This window comes from Sphingobacterium kyonggiense, assembly GCF_039536825.1.
In the GTDB taxonomy this organism is placed as follows: Bacteria; Bacteroidota; Bacteroidia; order Sphingobacteriales; family Sphingobacteriaceae; genus Sphingobacterium; species Sphingobacterium kyonggiense.
The window spans coordinates 1-15,955 of record NZ_BAAAZI010000001.1; the positions used below are offsets into that span (position 1 = coordinate 1).

General features: G+C 37.0%; 16 protein-coding genes. 8 read left to right on the forward strand and 8 right to left on the reverse strand.

Annotated elements, in window-relative coordinates:
- The first annotated feature begins 323 nt into the window (after positions 1–323).
- Positions 324–1,112, forward strand: a complete 789-nt coding sequence (locus ABD676_RS00005) for a Cof-type HAD-IIB family hydrolase (protein WP_344672629.1) — start codon at positions 324–326, stop codon at positions 1,110–1,112.
- 158 nt (positions 1,113–1,270) lie between these two features.
- On the opposite strand, the gene trxB is transcribed toward ABD676_RS00005, so the two are convergent.
- The gene (trxB, locus tag ABD676_RS00010; protein ID WP_344672630.1) at positions 1,271–2,236 is read right to left on the reverse strand and encodes a thioredoxin-disulfide reductase; all 966 of its coding nucleotides are present in this window, start codon (positions 2,234–2,236) and stop codon (positions 1,271–1,273) included.
- A gap of 14 nt (positions 2,237–2,250) precedes the next feature.
- Complete coding sequence (locus tag ABD676_RS00015; protein ID WP_344672631.1) at positions 2,251–3,195, reverse strand: exonuclease domain-containing protein; 945 nt, start codon at positions 3,193–3,195, stop codon at positions 2,251–2,253.
- A gap of 141 nt (positions 3,196–3,336) precedes the next feature.
- On the opposite strand from ABD676_RS00015, the gene ABD676_RS00020 reads away from it, so the two are divergent.
- The 4 genes from ABD676_RS00020 to ABD676_RS00035 all read left to right on the forward strand — a co-directional run bounded on the left by ABD676_RS00020 (position 3,337) and on the right by ABD676_RS00035 (position 6,549).
- Positions 3,337–3,705 carry a hypothetical protein gene (locus ABD676_RS00020; RefSeq protein ID WP_344672632.1) on the forward strand — a complete coding sequence of 123 codons (369 nt, stop codon included), beginning with the start codon at positions 3,337–3,339 and terminating at the stop codon, positions 3,703–3,705.
- An 84-nt stretch (positions 3,706–3,789) separates the two neighbouring features.
- The gene (locus ABD676_RS00025; RefSeq protein ID WP_344672633.1) at positions 3,790–4,599 is read left to right on the forward strand and encodes an MbnP family protein; all 810 of its coding nucleotides are present in this window, start codon (positions 3,790–3,792) and stop codon (positions 4,597–4,599) included.
- Complete coding sequence (locus ABD676_RS00030; RefSeq protein ID WP_344672634.1) at positions 4,592–5,620, forward strand: cytochrome-c peroxidase; 1,029 nt, start codon at positions 4,592–4,594, stop codon at positions 5,618–5,620. The genes ABD676_RS00025 and ABD676_RS00030 overlap by 8 nt, the downstream gene beginning before the upstream one ends.
- On the forward strand, positions 5,620–6,549 hold the full coding sequence (locus ABD676_RS00035) for a transporter family protein (protein WP_344672635.1): 930 nt from the start codon (positions 5,620–5,622) through the stop codon (positions 6,547–6,549). Before ABD676_RS00030 ends, ABD676_RS00035 begins: the two co-directional genes overlap by 1 nt.
- 71 nt (positions 6,550–6,620) lie before the next feature.
- Here the strand turns inward: ABD676_RS00035 and ABD676_RS00040 are convergent, their stop codons facing one another.
- A complete protein-coding gene (locus ABD676_RS00040) occupies positions 6,621–7,019 on the reverse strand; it encodes an SRPBCC family protein (RefSeq protein ID WP_344672636.1) in 399 nt (132 codons plus the stop codon).
- Position 7,020: 1 nt separating this feature from the next.
- Complete coding sequence (gene pyrE, locus ABD676_RS00045; protein ID WP_344672637.1) at positions 7,021–7,671, reverse strand: orotate phosphoribosyltransferase; 651 nt, start codon at positions 7,669–7,671, stop codon at positions 7,021–7,023.
- Between the two features lie 22 nt (positions 7,672–7,693).
- On the opposite strand from pyrE, the gene ABD676_RS00050 reads away from it, so the two are divergent.
- On the forward strand, positions 7,694–8,278 hold the full coding sequence (locus ABD676_RS00050) for an NUDIX hydrolase (protein WP_344672638.1): 585 nt from the start codon (positions 7,694–7,696) through the stop codon (positions 8,276–8,278).
- Positions 8,279–8,419: 141 nt separating this feature from the next.
- Here the strand turns inward: ABD676_RS00050 and ABD676_RS00055 are convergent, their stop codons facing one another.
- Positions 8,420–9,736 (reverse strand): Na+/H+ antiporter NhaC family protein, encoded by a 1,317-nt coding sequence (locus tag ABD676_RS00055; protein WP_344672639.1) that lies wholly within the window; start codon positions 9,734–9,736, stop codon positions 8,420–8,422.
- 376 nt (positions 9,737–10,112) lie between these two features.
- The gene (locus ABD676_RS00060) at positions 10,113–11,564 is read right to left on the reverse strand and encodes an alanine/glycine:cation symporter family protein (protein ID WP_344672640.1); all 1,452 of its coding nucleotides are present in this window, start codon (positions 11,562–11,564) and stop codon (positions 10,113–10,115) included.
- Between the two features lie 264 nt (positions 11,565–11,828).
- On the opposite strand from ABD676_RS00060, the gene ABD676_RS00065 reads away from it, so the two are divergent.
- Positions 11,829–12,707: a hypothetical protein gene (locus ABD676_RS00065; RefSeq protein WP_344672641.1), complete on the forward strand. Its 879-nt coding sequence runs from the start codon at positions 11,829–11,831 to the stop codon at positions 12,705–12,707.
- Between the two features lie 72 nt (positions 12,708–12,779).
- Here the strand turns inward: ABD676_RS00065 and ABD676_RS00070 are convergent, their stop codons facing one another.
- Positions 12,780–13,166: a PEGA domain-containing protein gene (locus ABD676_RS00070; RefSeq protein WP_344672642.1), complete on the reverse strand. Its 387-nt coding sequence runs from the start codon at positions 13,164–13,166 to the stop codon at positions 12,780–12,782.
- 313 nt (positions 13,167–13,479) lie between these two features.
- Here ABD676_RS00070 and ABD676_RS00075 point away from each other — a divergent pair, with 313 nt between their 5' ends.
- Positions 13,480–15,105, forward strand: coding sequence for an ABC-F family ATP-binding cassette domain-containing protein (locus ABD676_RS00075; RefSeq protein WP_344672643.1), 1,626 nt, complete (start codon positions 13,480–13,482; stop codon positions 15,103–15,105).
- A 76-nt stretch (positions 15,106–15,181) separates the two neighbouring features.
- Here ABD676_RS00075 and ABD676_RS00080 read toward each other — a convergent pair whose 3' ends face one another.
- Positions 15,182–15,895 (reverse strand): AAA family ATPase, encoded by a 714-nt coding sequence (locus ABD676_RS00080; RefSeq protein ID WP_344672644.1) that lies wholly within the window; start codon positions 15,893–15,895, stop codon positions 15,182–15,184.
- Between the last annotated feature and the right edge of the window lie 60 nt (positions 15,896–15,955).

Consider the following 15,955-nt stretch of genomic DNA (forward strand, 5'->3'; position numbering starts at 1 on the left):
AGAATATATTTGTAAACTTCAATCAGTAATTTCTTCGAATTCTGTAAACCTATTTCAGTATAAGACATATAGTCTTCTCCAAGGGTTTTCTTTTGTACTCTTTCGGATCTCCTTCGGAACTTGTTCGGATCTCCTTCGGATCTCGTTCGGTTAGAAGCGAACGAGATCCGAAGGAGATCCCTATCAGATCCTAAGAAATTCCCTAGGCGTATCGAAGCAAACCCAATGAAAACTATCGGGAATAAAGAAGCATTCAGCCATGATTTAACATAAATATGATGTTTATTATGTGGTTATGTAGCTATATAGGTTTACCTTTGAACATGCAGTATCCAACAATAAAAGCCGTATTTTTTGATATTGACGGCACACTATTAAGTTTTAAGACACACGAAGTCCCAACATCTACAATAGAAGCGATCGAAGAATTACAGAGAAAAGGCATCAAATGCATTGTCTCTACAGGACGTTCCATCAACAGCATTGATCATATTAAGTTTTTAGATTTTGATGGCTATATCACCTTCAATGGTGGATATTGTGTTACTCATGATTTCGAAGTCCTCTCCCGCCAGGCGATTGATGCTAGTGATATACAGTCTGTATTGGATTATGCAAAGAAACAGCCACTGAGCTTCTCTTTCATGTCTGAACAGGAAATTACCATACATGATGTTACGCCGGAAATTGCAGGTATGTACGCTCATTTGAATCTACCGGTTCCGAAATTGGTCAATATGAATAATGTAGATACCAGCAGCATTTTGCAGACCAATATTTTCTTAGGTCCCGATGAAGAAAAGGAATTTATGGCTAAGGTGATGCCGAATTCTCTAGCTTCCAGATGGACACCTTTGTTTGCAGATGTGAACCCGAAGGGACTAAGCAAAAAAGTTGGTATTGATATCTTTTGTAAGCATTTTGGAATAGACATCGCAGAAACGATGGCATTTGGTGATGGTGGCAATGACATCAGTATGCTACAGCATGTGGCAATCGGTGTGGCTATGGGTAATGCAAATCCGGAGGTAAAAGCAATAGCTGATTACACGACCGATGAGGTGGATGATGATGGAATATGGAATGCATTAAAGCATTTTGAAGTATTGTAATTGGTTGGAATATTTTCAAATACATATTAAGGTATAAAAAACTTATAAACAACTCAATACATACACTTTATTAAAGTTTAAAACAAACTAAAAATTATTTATTAAACACAAAAAAGGGGAAACAAATTGTTTCCCCTTTTTTAGATATTGATAAAGTCTTAAGCGATATCTGCTTTTGCCATTAAATAGCGTTCAGCCTCTAATGCAGACATACATCCTGTACCAGCAGCGGTAATCGCTTGGCGGTAGACATGATCTTGAACATCACCACAAGCAAAAACACCTGGAATATTTGTTGCTGTACTATCTGCTTTTGTTTTTAAGTAGCCAGTTTCATCCATATCCAATATTCCTTGGAACAACTCTGTATTCGGTTTATGTCCGATTGCTACGAAGAAACCAGTAATGTCCAAATGTTGAGTTTCTTTCGTTTGGTTGTTAACAACACGGATTCCAGTAACCACTTGACCATCGCCAAGGATTTCTTCAGCTTCAGAATTGTATAATACCTCGATATTATCGGTGTTCATTACACGGTGAACCATCGCTTTAGAAGCTCTGAATTCGTCGCGACGAACAAGCATATATACTTTACGGCAAAGTTTAGCTAGATAGGTTGCTTCTTCAGCAGCGGTATCACCAGCTCCTACGATAGCAACGTCTTGTCCTTTAAAGAAAAATCCATCACATACCGCACATGCAGAAACTCCGAATCCATTGTACTTTTGTTCAGAATCAAGTCCTAACCATTTTGCGGTTGCACCAGTAGCTATGATGACAGTCTCAGCCTCAATGGTTTTAACACCATCAACCTCTACTGTATGTATACCTCCATCTTTGGAGAAATCTACTTTTGTAGCATATCCGAAACGAACATCAGTACCAAAGCGTTCTGCTTGAGCACGAAGATCTTCCATCATTACGGGACCAGTAATTCCTTTCGGATATCCTGGAAAGTTATCCACTTCTGTGGTTTGTGTCAATTGACCACCCGGTACCATACCAGTGTACATTACGGGTTTCATGTCAGCACGAGCTGCATAGATTGCTGCAGTATATCCAGCAGGACCTGATCCAATAATCAGACAGGTTACTCTTTCTACTGCTTCTTCAGTTTTGATCATAATATGTATTGGTTCTATTTCTTAAACTTATCTTTTAATCCTTTCAACATGTCATCGGTAATTGCCTTAGCCGGAGCCTCTTTTTTATACGGCTTTGCCTCTTCACGACTAACCCTAGGTTGAGCTGACTGCTCCTGTTGTCTGGTTTCGCGTTTCTTATTGCGATGGTCATTCCAAAGATTTTCCAACACTTTTTTAGTATACAATGGAAAATCACCATTCTGCATCCATGCATAGTAACTCGGTTCTACATCAAAAACCTCTACAACTTTTCTACCCTTATGTTTCCCGAAATTAATAGTTGCATCACCGTCTTCATCGTATACTAATCGTCCTGCAAAATCAACAGGTTTACTCAAGTTGGTAAAGTTATGCAAGGCTTCTACATCGTTTACCACCGGTTTACTTACCTGACCATGCTTATCCTCGTAATCTACGCCGTCATATTTGGTCAATTGCGCCTTTAACACCTCATAAGTAGCACGAACGTCCGCCTCAGCAGTATGTGCATTGTCTAGATTCTGATCACAGTAAAATTTGTAGGCTGCTTTAAGAGTTCTTTGTTCCATTTGGTGGAAGATGTTTTGAACATCTACAAAAGCACGCCCTTCAAGGGAGAAATCTACACCTGCGCGTAGGAACTCTTCCATAAGCATTGGCACATCAAACTTATTGGAGTTATACCCTGCGAGGTCCGAATCAGCTATAAAATCTGCAATCTGTTTCGCCTGTTGTTTAAACGTTGGAAGATCTTTCACATCTTCATCGTATATCCCATGAAACATAGAAGATTCCGCAGGGATAGGTCTTTCAGGGTTTACTTTCAAGGTAAGCGTCTCTTCAAGTCCTCCTGGAGAAACCTTCAGGATAGACAATTCAACAATTCGATCAGACGACACATTCACTCCTGTCGTTTCCAAATCGAAAAAAGCTAATGGACGCTTAAGGTTCAATTCCATTTTAGTTTTTTAATTTATGTTTTTCTAAAGTCAACAAAAATACGAAATCTATCCTTGACAACCGATACCCGAAACGATTAATAAATTAATTCATTGTAAAATTTTTGATTTCAGAATTCAAGGACTACATTTGCAGAAGAAATGAAGACTTGGTTATTATATCTACTCATACCCGTGATGCTTATTCAAAGCAACGCGACCATGATGATATGTACCTCCTTCTACTACAATCAAAATTATATAGAGAAGTATCTCTGTGTTCAGCGTCAAATGGCGAACAATAATTGTCATGGACAATGTTACTTAGCCAAAAAACTTAAGGCGCAGCAAGAGCACGAACAAGAGAACTTTAAAGTTAACTTTCAGGAATGTTCATTCATTAGTCTGATGGATTTTGACTTAACTTGTCCGATCAGTACTGAAGTTCCTACTACTCCCTATAACCTCTTTAGCTCAAAATTAAACCCTAAAGACTTAATAGGCACCCTTTTCCACCCGCCACTCGTATAAAATTTATTACCCAATCTATTGTGTCCGAATATATCCTTCGGTCAGCATTCTTATTGACTAATATTTTTTTATACAACATATAACATGAAATTTAAACTTTTTCTATGTGGCCTCGTGGCGGCTACTACTTTATTCTCTTGCCAAAAAGACGACATTACTTTCGATTCTAACAAAAAAGGACAGGTTAAACTAAAATTCGACAACATTGTTGGCGGTAAAACCTTAAAACTTAACAGTACAGAATACACCAATAGTTCCAATGAGAAGTTCAAGATAGACTTAATGAAATATTACGTTAGCAATGTTAAGCTTACGGATGACAAAGGTCAAGTGTATGTCGTGCCTAAAAAAGAGTCATTTTTCTTAATTGACGCGGAAAAGACAGAATCCTTATTCCCTAAGTTTGAAGCTCCTGAAGGCAATTACACGAAGTTAGAGTTCACTTTGGGTATTGACCAGGAAACTAGTAAATCTCCGGCTGAAGAACGTACTGGTGTATTGGATATCGCAACTTCTGGCATGTATTGGAGTTGGAATTCTGGCTATATCTTCTTTAAAATGGAAGGTACTTCAGATGCCTCTCCAAATAAAGACAAGCGTTTTGCTTACCATATTGGTTTATTCGGAGGTTATGATAAACCTACGAAGAACAACATCAAGGAAATCAGCATAGACTTAAATAAAGCTGGTTCAGCAACAGTTAAACAAGGCTTTAGTTCAGACATTCACCTGCTGTGTGATGTAGGCCGTGCCTTGGATGGTCCGAATAAAATTTCCATTGCTAAAAACCCTGTGGTTATGGTAAGTGGTCCTAATGAGGAAATTGCCAACAATTATGCTGGCATGTTTACCCATGATCATACCCACAATCAACAGAAATTAAGTAATGAATAAAAATATTTTTTTAGTTCTTGGTATGATACTCGGCCTAATCATCGCCTGTCAAAAGGCAGATGAGTTGATAGAGGAACCCTTTAAATCCTTTATCAGGCCGAGTTATTTTCCAGAGCCTACTTACAATTTTGCCTCAAACCCCATCTCAAAAGAGGGGTTTGAGTTAGGCAAAAAGCTATTCTACGACCCCATTCTATCTCGGGATAATACTATCTCCTGTGGTAGTTGCCATATAGCACAGAATGCCTTTACGCATCATGGACATGACGTGAGTCATGGGATAGATGATAAGCAAGGTACGCGCAATAGCCCGCCTCTATTTAACTTGGCTTGGAATAAATCGTTCTTTTGGGATGGTGGAGTATTTCATTTGGATCTATTCCCGGTTGCCCCAATAGAGAACCCTGTCGAAATGGACGAGAAGATGGTGAATGTATTGGCTAAACTGAACAAAATCCCTTCCTATCGAGCTGAATTCAAGAAAGTTTTTGGAACGGAAGAGATCAATTCCATCAATATGTTCAAAGCCATGTCGCAGTTTATGACTTTGTTGATTTCGGATAATTCCAAATACGACCAGGTTCAGCGTAAGGAGACAAGCTTTAGCGCCGAAGAGCAAAAAGGTTATGCCATTTATCAAGCAAAGTGCAGTACCTGTCATCAGGAGCCACTATTTACGGATGGTAGCTATCGGGACAATGGTCTCGGAGAAAACTCATTTGAGGATCAAGGACGATTTGAAATATCGCAATTAGAGGAAGATCGCTTAAAATTTAAGGTTCCTAGTTTAAGGAATTTGAAATATTCTCCTCCATATATGCATGATGGTCAATTAAGAACGCTGGAAGCGGTCATAAACCACTATCGTCGTGATATACAGAATACTAAAAATTTAGATCCAATCTTAAGGAAAGAAATGAAAATCGAACTTTCTGATTCAGAGGTTGATCAGTTAATGGCCTTCTTGAACACCTTAAACGACGAAAAATTTATTAACAACACTTTATTTCACGAATTCTAATGAAAAAATTCATCGTATTAATCTTCTTACTCGCTGGCTTCACCTATGCGAAAGCATGTGATATCTGTGGCTGTGGAGTAGGTGGATATTATATCGGACTCCTCCCCGACTTTAATAAAAGATTTCTTGGCTTACGATTTCAGTTGAATAAGATCACCACCCAATTGGATATCAATGGACAAAGAACAGCATTGACAACTGACGAAACTTATCGCTCTACAGAGCTATGGGGCGCCTGGAATATTAGTGATCGTTGGCGGGTCTTAGCCATTATACCCTATAGCTTTAATGAAAAATACACTTCAGGAAGCGATTTATTAAGAAAAAAAGATGGCTTAAGTGATGTTGTCGTGAATGGTTACTACCAAGTATTTAGTTCTGCAAAAAGCAATTCCAGCAATAAAATGATCGTACATTCCCTATGGGCAGGATTGGGGTTAAAACTTGCCACCGGAAAATACGATGTGCAGGAGCAAAATAATGCGATGGCTATTTCACCCAACATCTTTCAATTGGGTACTGGTTCTTTTGACTTCATTCCAAGTGTCATGTATGATTTTCGTATTCAAGATTTTGGCGTAAATGCCAATGCCAGTTACAAAATCAATACAAAGAATAAAGATCAATACCGTTATGGAAATAAATTGGCTGCAAATGCATCCGCCTATTATAAGATTGCTTTAGGAAATGAGATCCGTATTGCACCAAATGCTGGAGTCAATTTTGAAAATCAGCAAAAGGACCATAACAATTCCTTTTTGGTAAACGAGACAGGTGGAAATATAGTAAATGCGACAGCCGGTTTAGAGGCTAATATCAAAAGGCTGTCTGTAGGGGTATCCTTTCAGACACCAATGCATCAGAATTTGGGTCAGGGACGAGTAGATGCTGGAAATCGTCTATTAACACATGTATCTTTTTCTTTCTAAAGATATATTTATTAAGTAATGAAAAAAGCAGCCGATTGGCTGCTTTTTTTATATATCTTAAATCAAAAAGACTATCCTAATACTTCTTTAAGACGGTTAACTTGGAAATCCACTAATTTTTGAAGTGGTCCAGAGGCCATCATTTTCATCATCATGTTTAACTCTGCTTCGATGATAAAGGTTGCTTTTGTTACAGTATCACTATCCGGATCGATTTTCCAACGAAGCGTAATCGGAAAAGGAGCTTCCTCAACAGGAACACTTACCAATTCTTTATCTTCGATACGCTCACTAATTTTCAAAGCTAACTTAGCCATGTTCTTAATCGTAAAACGAGCTTCATCTTGCGTTGAAGTCCAGTTATAGATATTCTCAGGCATTAATTGCTCATGATTGTTCATGTCCGCTAAGAACTGGTATACCTCACTAAGCGGTTTGTTGATTAGGGTTGAATTTTGAATTACGGTCATATTATACTAATTCTGGGTTCCAGTTTGCAGGATCTTGACGCCATTTCTCTAATAACTCAATCTCCGATTCTTTAATATAGCTGTTCGTAGCTGCTACACGCACTAAAGCTTCGTAATTACACAAGCTATGGAAGGTACATTTAGCATCTTCAAAGTTCTTACGCGCTTCGTCGAAGCCATATGTAAAGATAGATACTAAACCAACAACATTACAGCCTGCCTCACGCAATGCTTTTACAGCAACCAAGCTGCTCTTACCTGTTGATACAAGATCTTCTACCACAACCACACGTTGTCCACTGATCACTTCACCTTCAATTAGGTTTTGACGACCATGATCTTTCGCACTGCTGCGTACATAAGAGAATGGTAAGCCTAAATCTTGTGCCACAAGCACACCTTGAGGAATGCCTGCAGTGGCAACCCCGGAGATCATATCTACAGATCCAAACTCATCTTGAATTAATTGAGATAATTTCTGTCTAATATAGGTACGGATAGCAGGATGAGATAAAGTTACACGGTTATCACAGTAAATTGGTGACTTCCACCCAGAGGCCCATGTAAAAGGACTTTTAGGTTGTAATTTTATTGCTTTAATTTGCAATAAGGATTCAGCAACTTTTTGTTCAACCTCATTTAAATAATTCATGGCACAAATTTATAAAATTTATATGAACCAATCTCTGTTAATTTTGGCAGATTTTGTACCTCATATTAAAGTTAATGTTCAAACTATTGGTTTACAAGACATTGATTTGGAAAAACTTTTTATCGAATCATCTAAACTTCAAGAAAAAACTGTGTACCTATACATACACGAGAATTTCCAAAAAGTTTTTAAAAATATCCTAAGTAACACCAAAATAATTAAAGCCGCCGGAGGTTTAGTAAAAAATGGCAATGGAGAATACCTTTTTATTCATCGGCTAGGTAAATGGGACCTTCCAAAAGGAAAAGTTGAAGAAGGTGAGAAAATGAAGGAAACAGCAAAACGTGAAGTCGAAGAAGAATGTGGCGTTAAAATCAACTACCTTGGAAAAAAGGTGGCTACCTCCTATCATACCTATTATATGCGCGGCAGATTCATGCTTAAACAGACCAAATGGTACGATATGGGCGTCAATAAAATCCCTAAACTTACGCCTCAAGTTGAAGAGGATATCGATCAAGTGGAATGGTTAAAAGTTTCAGAATTGAAGAAAGTTAAAGAAAATACTTATCCATTGATTCTGGATATTATTAAGGATTTAAAATAGTTTGCATATCAAATCTTTAAATGCCCACATAACTCCAGGTTGTATCATTCAACAAATGTAAAGACCGGATACTTATGATATAAAATCAAACAGCACAATAGGATTACTATTGTGCTGTTTGCTTATATGAACTCTAGTAAGTTATGCTGTTGCCTTATTCTTTCTTAAAAGAATAACCAAGAATGTTACAATTCCCATCAAAAATGGATAATATAAATATTGCATTACATCGATTGGTGACATCAAAGGCATTTGTTTATCTGCAAGCAGCATATTTGCAGCAGCCATAGCTGCTAATATCTGTGCCCCGTAAGGAACCATCCCCTGAATAAAACAGGATACGGTATCTAGAATACTAGCCACCCTACTGCCTTCTAATCCATTTTTATCGGATATATCCTTTGCAATAGGTCCAACAATGACAATAGTGATGGTATTGTTAGCAATAGCCAAATTGACCAAACTCACCAAAAAAGCTATACCTAATTCAGCTTTTCTTTTAGAGTTAATTCTTTGGGTAATCATTTGAAGCAGGTAATCTACTCCCCCATTCATACGTATTATGCCAACAACTCCACCGATAATTAAACACAGCACACTTAACTCAAACATGCCTGCAAATCCATCATTGATAGATTTTAAGATGGTTAAGAAATCTATGGATCCTGTGAATATACCTATTAGAGCAGCGACAATAATACCAATTCCTAAGGTCCAAATAACATTTAAACCAACTAGGGCTAATACAAATACGAGAATGTAAGGGAATATTTTGATGAGCTCATAATCTTCAACTTTAATTTGAACGGATCCATCCAGCATATTCCAGCCCATCAGAGAGTAGATGATAAACACTAAAATAGCGACTGGAAGAACCATTTTAAAGTTAACCCGAAACTTCTCTTTCATGCCAACATGCTGTGTTCTAGTAGCAGCAATGGTCGTATCAGAGATAAAGGAGAGGTTATCACCAAACATAGCTCCACCTATAACAGCAGCCAAGGCGATTGCCATGATCCCTTCGATATTATTTTCTAATCCTACAGCAATAGGCGCAAGCGCAACAATCGTCCCTACAGATGTACCCAAAGAAGTAGAGATGAAACAGGCCACCATAAACAATCCGGCCACTACAAACTGTGGAGGAACATAGGTTAGTGCAAAGTTAATAGTAGATGAAATGGCTCCAATATTTTTAGACAATTCCCCAAAAGCACCTGCCAAAAGGAAGATAAGCACCATGATAAGGATATTTTCATCTCCTGCTCCTTTAGCAAAGCTCTTGATCTTTTCATTAAATGGCACTTTGGGAAATTGTAAAAATGCCACAAAAAGGGCCATTACAAATAATACCAAAACAGGTAGTGCGTAAAAGTCGCCTAAAATATAAGATCCGATAAAATAGACTACCACGAAAAATAATAGTGGTATTAAGGCCCAAAAGTTGCCTTTCTTCATAAAGCTTAGATTAATTTCACAAAAACGGTCAAAAATAAGATATTATATACAATATCTGTAAATCAGTCACAAAATGGTTCATTAATTGCCACAATGTGTTAAATACACACAGCATAAAATTGATATTCAGTATTTTATTATTTTTTGATTACAAAAATATATGTAACTTTAATACTATCACTATTTAAAACTTAATAATAAACTAACATGAAAAGAACACCATTGACCACTTTGGTACTCTTACTTTTAGTGGCCTTTATTTTATTGTTCGCAACAACTTGTTTTGGTATTCGATAAAACAAAAGGTATTGCCAAAACAAAAAAGGGACATTCTTTTAAACAAGACTGTCCCTTTTTTATGTTTATACAGATTGGTTTATTCTGATTTATTCTCCCAATAATCTGCGTTTTTAATTCCAATTTCTTTAGGATCAAAACTAGGGTCTTCAATCCCTTGCTTACGTTTTGTTTTGTAATCCTTCCATACTTTCATGGCAATCTTGCTTAACAAAAGGATGGCAATAATATTCACCCAAGCCATTAATCCAACACCGATATCCCCTATCGCCCAAGCCTTCTCAGCCGTACGGACAGTACCAAAATATACGGTGGATAAGAAAACAAGCTTAAATAAAAACCCAATTACCTTCTTGGCCTTCTCATTCTTTATTAAGTATGCAATATTCGTGTCTGCATAATAGAAATAGGCCATAATGGTTGTGAAGGCAAAGAAAAACAATGCTATAGCGATAAATTCATTACCAAAACCTGGGAAGTGATGAGACACTGCTGCTTGCGTAAACCCATTATAATCTACTCCTGGTAAATTCTCTGTAATGAAGGTTGTAGGTTTTCCTGCTACATCTACTTCTGTTACATTATACATGCCGGTAAACAAAATCATTAAAGCAGTAGCTGTACATACAAATAAGGTATCTACATAAACCGAAAAGGCTTGTACTAGTCCTTGCTGTGCTGGGTGATTTACCTCTGCCGCTGCTGCAGCATGTGGTGCAGTACCTTGACCAGCTTCATTGGAATAAATACCACGTTTAACACCCCAAGCAATGGCCATTCCTATAATTCCGCCAAAAGTAGCATGAAAACTAAAAGCTGAACTAAATATCAAACTAAACACTTCAGGGATTTGCTTGAAGTTCATGCCTATAATGATCAAGGTCATCAAGATATAGCCTCCGGCCATAAATGGTACCACATACTCGGCTACAGTACCAAGACGTTTTACCCCTCCAAAGATGATCAGCACCAATAAAACGACAATACCTATCCCCGTATAATTTGTTGGGATCTCAAAAGCATTGAAAGCAGATGATGCAATCGCATTACTTTGTACACCAGGTAACAATAAACCAGCACTGATGATGGTTAATATCGCAAAAAGTACAGCATACCATTTTACTCCTAATCCTTTTTCAATGTAATACGCTGGTCCACCTCTAAACTCAGCTCCTTCTTGCCTTTTATACAATTGACCTAAACTCGCTTCCACAAAAGCAGATGCAGAACCTAAAAAGGCAATCAGCCACATCCAGAAAATAGCACCTGGACCACCATAAAAAATAGCAGTAGCCACTCCTATGATATTTCCAGTGCCTACTCGACCTGAAATAGCCAAAGCAAAGGCCTGAAAAGATGAGATACCTTCATCGGATTTCTTCTTCGCAAATAATAAGCGAATCATGTCCTTTAAATATGTAACCTGCAAAAAACCTGTACGAATTGAAAAATATAGCCCAGTGATCAGGCATAAATAAATGAAAACCTCAGACCAGACAAGGCTTGAAAGGGTCGTAATAAAATTATCCATTAATTTGGTTTATGAAGTGATTTACCATAATCTATCCGTAAAGAAAAGACTTTTTTTATATAATACCGAATTTTTAGTTCAAGAAATCCAATCTCTTTTTGTTCAGATTCCTCGGAATATTTAAAGAATCTTTTACATTTGTCCTTAGAATAGGGTTATCCTATATTCGTCGATTTTAACTCGCTAACTATGCAATTATTTCGATCTTATGTGCTACTAACTCTTAGTATAGGGCTTTTTTCCTCTTGCGCTTCAGTAAAAAACTTGGAGATAAAAGATTTATTGAAACATAGTAACTGTAACCAACAGAATATTTATACCTATTCAGTGGATAGTTTACCTATCCCCTTACACGAACAATCTCTTTCTCCTTTATTGAAGGACAAATTAAGTTTTACTAATCTTAATATGGCTAATGCTATTGGCATCTTGCAAAGTATCACCCAATTTGCAGAATTGAGAGCAAATCCTAAGCCCGATGATTTGAATTACAGGTTGAAAATCCTAGAGCTGAAGCAGGAAATTGATCATCGGATAAATATGTCCTCCTTAGAGATCTCCGCCATCTCCTCCGAGATGGATTGTGAAGAAGAAAGAACGAGCCAAATTGCGAATTACCTGAATGGACGAATGCGTGAAAAGGAGTCAAGATTAACGGTTAGTGCCATTGTTGTAGGAGCATTGGGAGCAATCCTGACTGAAGGAGTGATTAAAAATGAGAAAGCTAGTTCTGCAGTAGGTATTACCACCGGTTTGGCGGAAGCTACTTTTGGTGTATTGATGCTTTTGAATGATGAATCCATTGAGTTTCATCATAAACGAAACGCTTTAAAGGATATATGGTATGGCGCGGATGTATCACAAAATTTCCCGGCTGCAGTATGGTATTTCCTTAATTATAAAAGCTCGGAGAATAACATCCATTCTTCTTTACGCGAACAGATTGTAGAGAAGTGGACCGGATTTGGTCAGATACATAAAAAATCAACTAAGGATTTACTGGATTTATATTTTGGTGAAGGAGGTCGTTATAATAGTGAACAATTGGATAACCGAGCGGATATGTACGATCAATTGGAATCTACTATTAACTTAATGAAACAGGATTTAAAGGCTTTATCCAGCGCACTAGAAAAAATATAAAAAGCCGTATTCTCCTATTGAAACCTTCAATAAAAGAACACAGCTTCTTTTAATTATCCCCTTAATATGAGTTTATAAATTAGATTGTTTACTTTCTTCTTTTAAATTGACTTCGTAGAACTTAGGGTCATATTTCATGATCGCTCCTGTAGCAGCATCTATCACAAAACCAAACATCCCAAAAAGGTTCAATAAAGAAACATTGTTAAAGGTAAGTTCAGGATAAAACTCTTGTTTTTGATAACCTTCTTTTGACAAAGTAATCACTGGACTTTTAAACCCTCTTTTTAAATCTAAAGTTAAAGGAGTTACACCTCGATCGACTCCATCAACTTCAACATTAGCACCTTCTGTAAAGGTTCTAATCTGCACGGATTGCTTTGTACCTGAGAATATCGTACCACAGGAACTTAAAATCAACACTTGGACGGCTAGTAAAATAATTAATGCTTTTTTCATAAAAATAATTAGTTGTTCTTTAAATATTACATGTTACGGGATAATCTTGTCTTAAAACTATATTGATTCTATAATTTATTTTATCAATTTATCTTTACGAATTAAAAAGGTTAATAAAAATGGAAATAATGTAATTTTGGCTTAGATAACATTAATTGGTTTTAGCTCATTTTTGAATTTTTTCCTATTTCTTACAAATAAATCTGGAAGCCTCGTTTAAAACTCAGAAAGGCACTTAAATAAGAAGCATAAGGCTATAAATTGGTCCAGTCCTAACGTTCACAATTTCAACAAATAACTGTATCTTTGCAGCATGATTAATGTATCGAATCTATCCCTTCGTTATGGAAAACGTGTTCTATTCGAAGATGTCAACTTAAAATTCACTCCTGGAAATTGTTATGGTATCATAGGTGCTAATGGAGCTGGAAAATCTACCTTTTTAAAGATTATTTCGGGTGAAGTAGACCAAACTACTGGTTCAGTTGCTTTTACACCAGGCGAACGCATGTCTGTATTGAAACAGAACCACTATGAGTTCGATGAATTTACAGTTATTGAAACGGTAATGATGGGTAACCAAGAACTCTACAAAGTGATGAAAGAAAAGGACGCTATCTACATGAAAGAAGACTTTTCTGATGCTGATGGTGAACGTGCTGGAGAATTAGAGAGCTTATTTGCTGAGATGGATGGTTGGAATGCGGAAAACAATGCCGCTACCCTATTGAGTAACTTAGGTATTAAAGAAGAATTACACTATAAATTAGTTAAAGAACTAGATGGTAATGAAAAGGTAAGGGTATTATTAGCTCAAGCACTTTTCGGTAATCCGGATATCTTGATTCTGGATGAGCCTACCAACGACTTGGATATTAATACCATCGCATGGTTAGAGGATTTCTTAGCTACTTATGAAGCAATAGTATTGGTTGTATCTCACGACCGTCACTTCTTAGATGCAGTATGTACGCATATTGTGGATATTGACTTTGGTAAAATGTCAATCTATTCAGGTAACTATAGCTTCTGGTATGAGTCTTCTCAATTAGCATTGAAACAACGTGCTGATCAAAATAAGAAGATGGAAGATAAGGTAAAAGAATTACAGGAATTTATCCGTAGGTTCTCTGCCAACGCCTCTAAATCAAAGCAAGCTACTTCACGTAAGAAAGCTTTGGATAAAATCAACATCGATGAGATTAAGCCTTCTAACAGAAAATACCCGGCGATCATGTTTAACTTGATGGATCGTGAGCCAGGAGATCAAATCTTAAATGTTGAAGGATTAGGTAAAACCATTAATGGTGAAGTTTATTTCAAAGACATCAGCTTTATGATTAATAAAGGTGATAAGATTGCTGTTTTAGCTGAAAATAACTTAGTGACTACTGCATTCTATAATATCCTTGCAGGAAGAGACCAAGATTACAAAGGCGAATTCAAATGGGGAGTAACCATTACCCCTGCTGACATGCCTATTGATAATGCGCAATTCTTCGAAGGCCGTACTGAAAACCTTGTTGATTGGTTGCGTGATTACACAACAAAACCAGATGCTGATGAGCAATTTATCCGCGGTTTCCTAGGTAAAATGTTATTCTCTGGTGAAGAGGTATTAAAGAAATGCTCTGTCTTATCTGGAGGGGAGAAAATGCGTTGTATGTTCTCTAGAATGATGCTTCAAGGAGCCAACTTCTTAATATTTGATGAGCCGACCAACCACTTGGACTTGGAATCTATCACGGCACTAAACAATGGTATGAACGACTTCCGTGGTTCGATGTTGTTTACATCTCGTGACCACGAGTTGACACAAACTGTTGCTAACCGCATCATTGAGTTGACACCTAAAGGTATCATCGATAAGTTAATGACTTATGATGAGTACATCAATTCAGAAGCTGTTCAAGCGCAACGTGAAGAAATGTATAAATAAGCTAATAACTTATTACATTATAAAAGAAAAGCCTTTCATGACAATCATGAAAGGCTTTTCTTTTATATCATTTAGATTATGGTTTAGAACCTTGTTCTAGTTGTTGAATCAATTTATATTTCACCTCCTTTAATGCTTCATCCTTAGCTTCCGCATAGGAAATACCATATCGTCTATTGGAAGGATGTAGTTCTGCAGGAAACCTAGCTAATAGTGCATCGTAATAATCATCCAATGCTTCTGTTGAAGGCATCTCATAAGACAACCTCAATTGAAAACGTCTAATTAAAGCCGAGTCGATTATATCGACGTGGTTACTAGCCGCAATTAATACACAATCAATCGGAAAATAGTCTATTAACTGAATTAAAGTATTGACCAATCTTCGCATCTCACCCACATCATTTTCATCTTCTCCTCTTGCCTTCCCAATTTGATCAAATTCATCTAAGAAAAGAACTGCCTTATCACGGATAGCGCGATCAAACACTTGTTTCAAATGCTGTGAGGTTTCACCTATTCGTGCATTGATAACATTACTTAAATTCAATATCACCAAAGGTTTTCCCAAAGCCTGTGCAATTCCTTTGGCACTGGTGGTCTTACCACAGCCTGAACTACCATAAAGCAAAACCTTATTGGTAACTGGAAGACCATAACGATCTAAATCTTCGGCATAAAGATTCTCTTTTATTAGCTGATTGATTTGTGACCTATTCGATTCACTTAGAAATATATCAGCTAACTTAACTTGTTCCTTATCCTTAATGATTAAATCTTGTATATGCATTTCTTATGATTAGTAATTCAAAGATACATATTTATTCGATGGGTACTAAAAAGACCAAAA

What these genes read in the sequence shown, in the direction of transcription:
- ABD676_RS00080 (WP_344672644.1), bottom strand. Translation starts at nt 15,895, where the DNA reads ATGCATATACAAGATTTAATCATTAAGGATAAGGAACAAGTTAAGTTA.
- ABD676_RS00030 (WP_344672634.1), top strand. Translation starts at nt 4,592, where the DNA reads ATGAATAAAAATATTTTTTTAGTTCTTGGTATGATACTCGGCCTAATC.
- ABD676_RS00070 (WP_344672642.1), bottom strand. Translation starts at nt 13,166, where the DNA reads ATGAAAAAAGCATTAATTATTTTACTAGCCGTCCAAGTGTTGATTTTA.
- ABD676_RS00040 (WP_344672636.1), bottom strand. Translation starts at nt 7,019, where the DNA reads ATGACCGTAATTCAAAATTCAACCCTAATCAACAAACCGCTTAGTGAG.
- trxB (WP_344672630.1), bottom strand. Translation starts at nt 2,236, where the DNA reads ATGATCAAAACTGAAGAAGCAGTAGAAAGAGTAACCTGTCTGATTATT.
- ABD676_RS00050 (WP_344672638.1), top strand. Translation starts at nt 7,694, where the DNA reads ATGAACCAATCTCTGTTAATTTTGGCAGATTTTGTACCTCATATTAAA.
- ABD676_RS00015 (WP_344672631.1), bottom strand. Translation starts at nt 3,195, where the DNA reads ATGGAATTGAACCTTAAGCGTCCATTAGCTTTTTTCGATTTGGAAACG.
- ABD676_RS00005 (WP_344672629.1), top strand. Translation starts at nt 324, where the DNA reads ATGCAGTATCCAACAATAAAAGCCGTATTTTTTGATATTGACGGCACA.
- ABD676_RS00025 (WP_344672633.1), top strand. Translation starts at nt 3,790, where the DNA reads ATGAAATTTAAACTTTTTCTATGTGGCCTCGTGGCGGCTACTACTTTA.
- ABD676_RS00020 (WP_344672632.1), top strand. Translation starts at nt 3,337, where the DNA reads ATGAAGACTTGGTTATTATATCTACTCATACCCGTGATGCTTATTCAA.
- ABD676_RS00035 (WP_344672635.1), top strand. Translation starts at nt 5,620, where the DNA reads ATGAAAAAATTCATCGTATTAATCTTCTTACTCGCTGGCTTCACCTAT.
- ABD676_RS00075 (WP_344672643.1), top strand. Translation starts at nt 13,480, where the DNA reads ATGATTAATGTATCGAATCTATCCCTTCGTTATGGAAAACGTGTTCTA.
- ABD676_RS00055 (WP_344672639.1), bottom strand. Translation starts at nt 9,736, where the DNA reads ATGAAGAAAGGCAACTTTTGGGCCTTAATACCACTATTATTTTTCGTG.
- ABD676_RS00060 (WP_344672640.1), bottom strand. Translation starts at nt 11,564, where the DNA reads ATGGATAATTTTATTACGACCCTTTCAAGCCTTGTCTGGTCTGAGGTT.
- pyrE (WP_344672637.1), bottom strand. Translation starts at nt 7,671, where the DNA reads ATGAATTATTTAAATGAGGTTGAACAAAAAGTTGCTGAATCCTTATTG.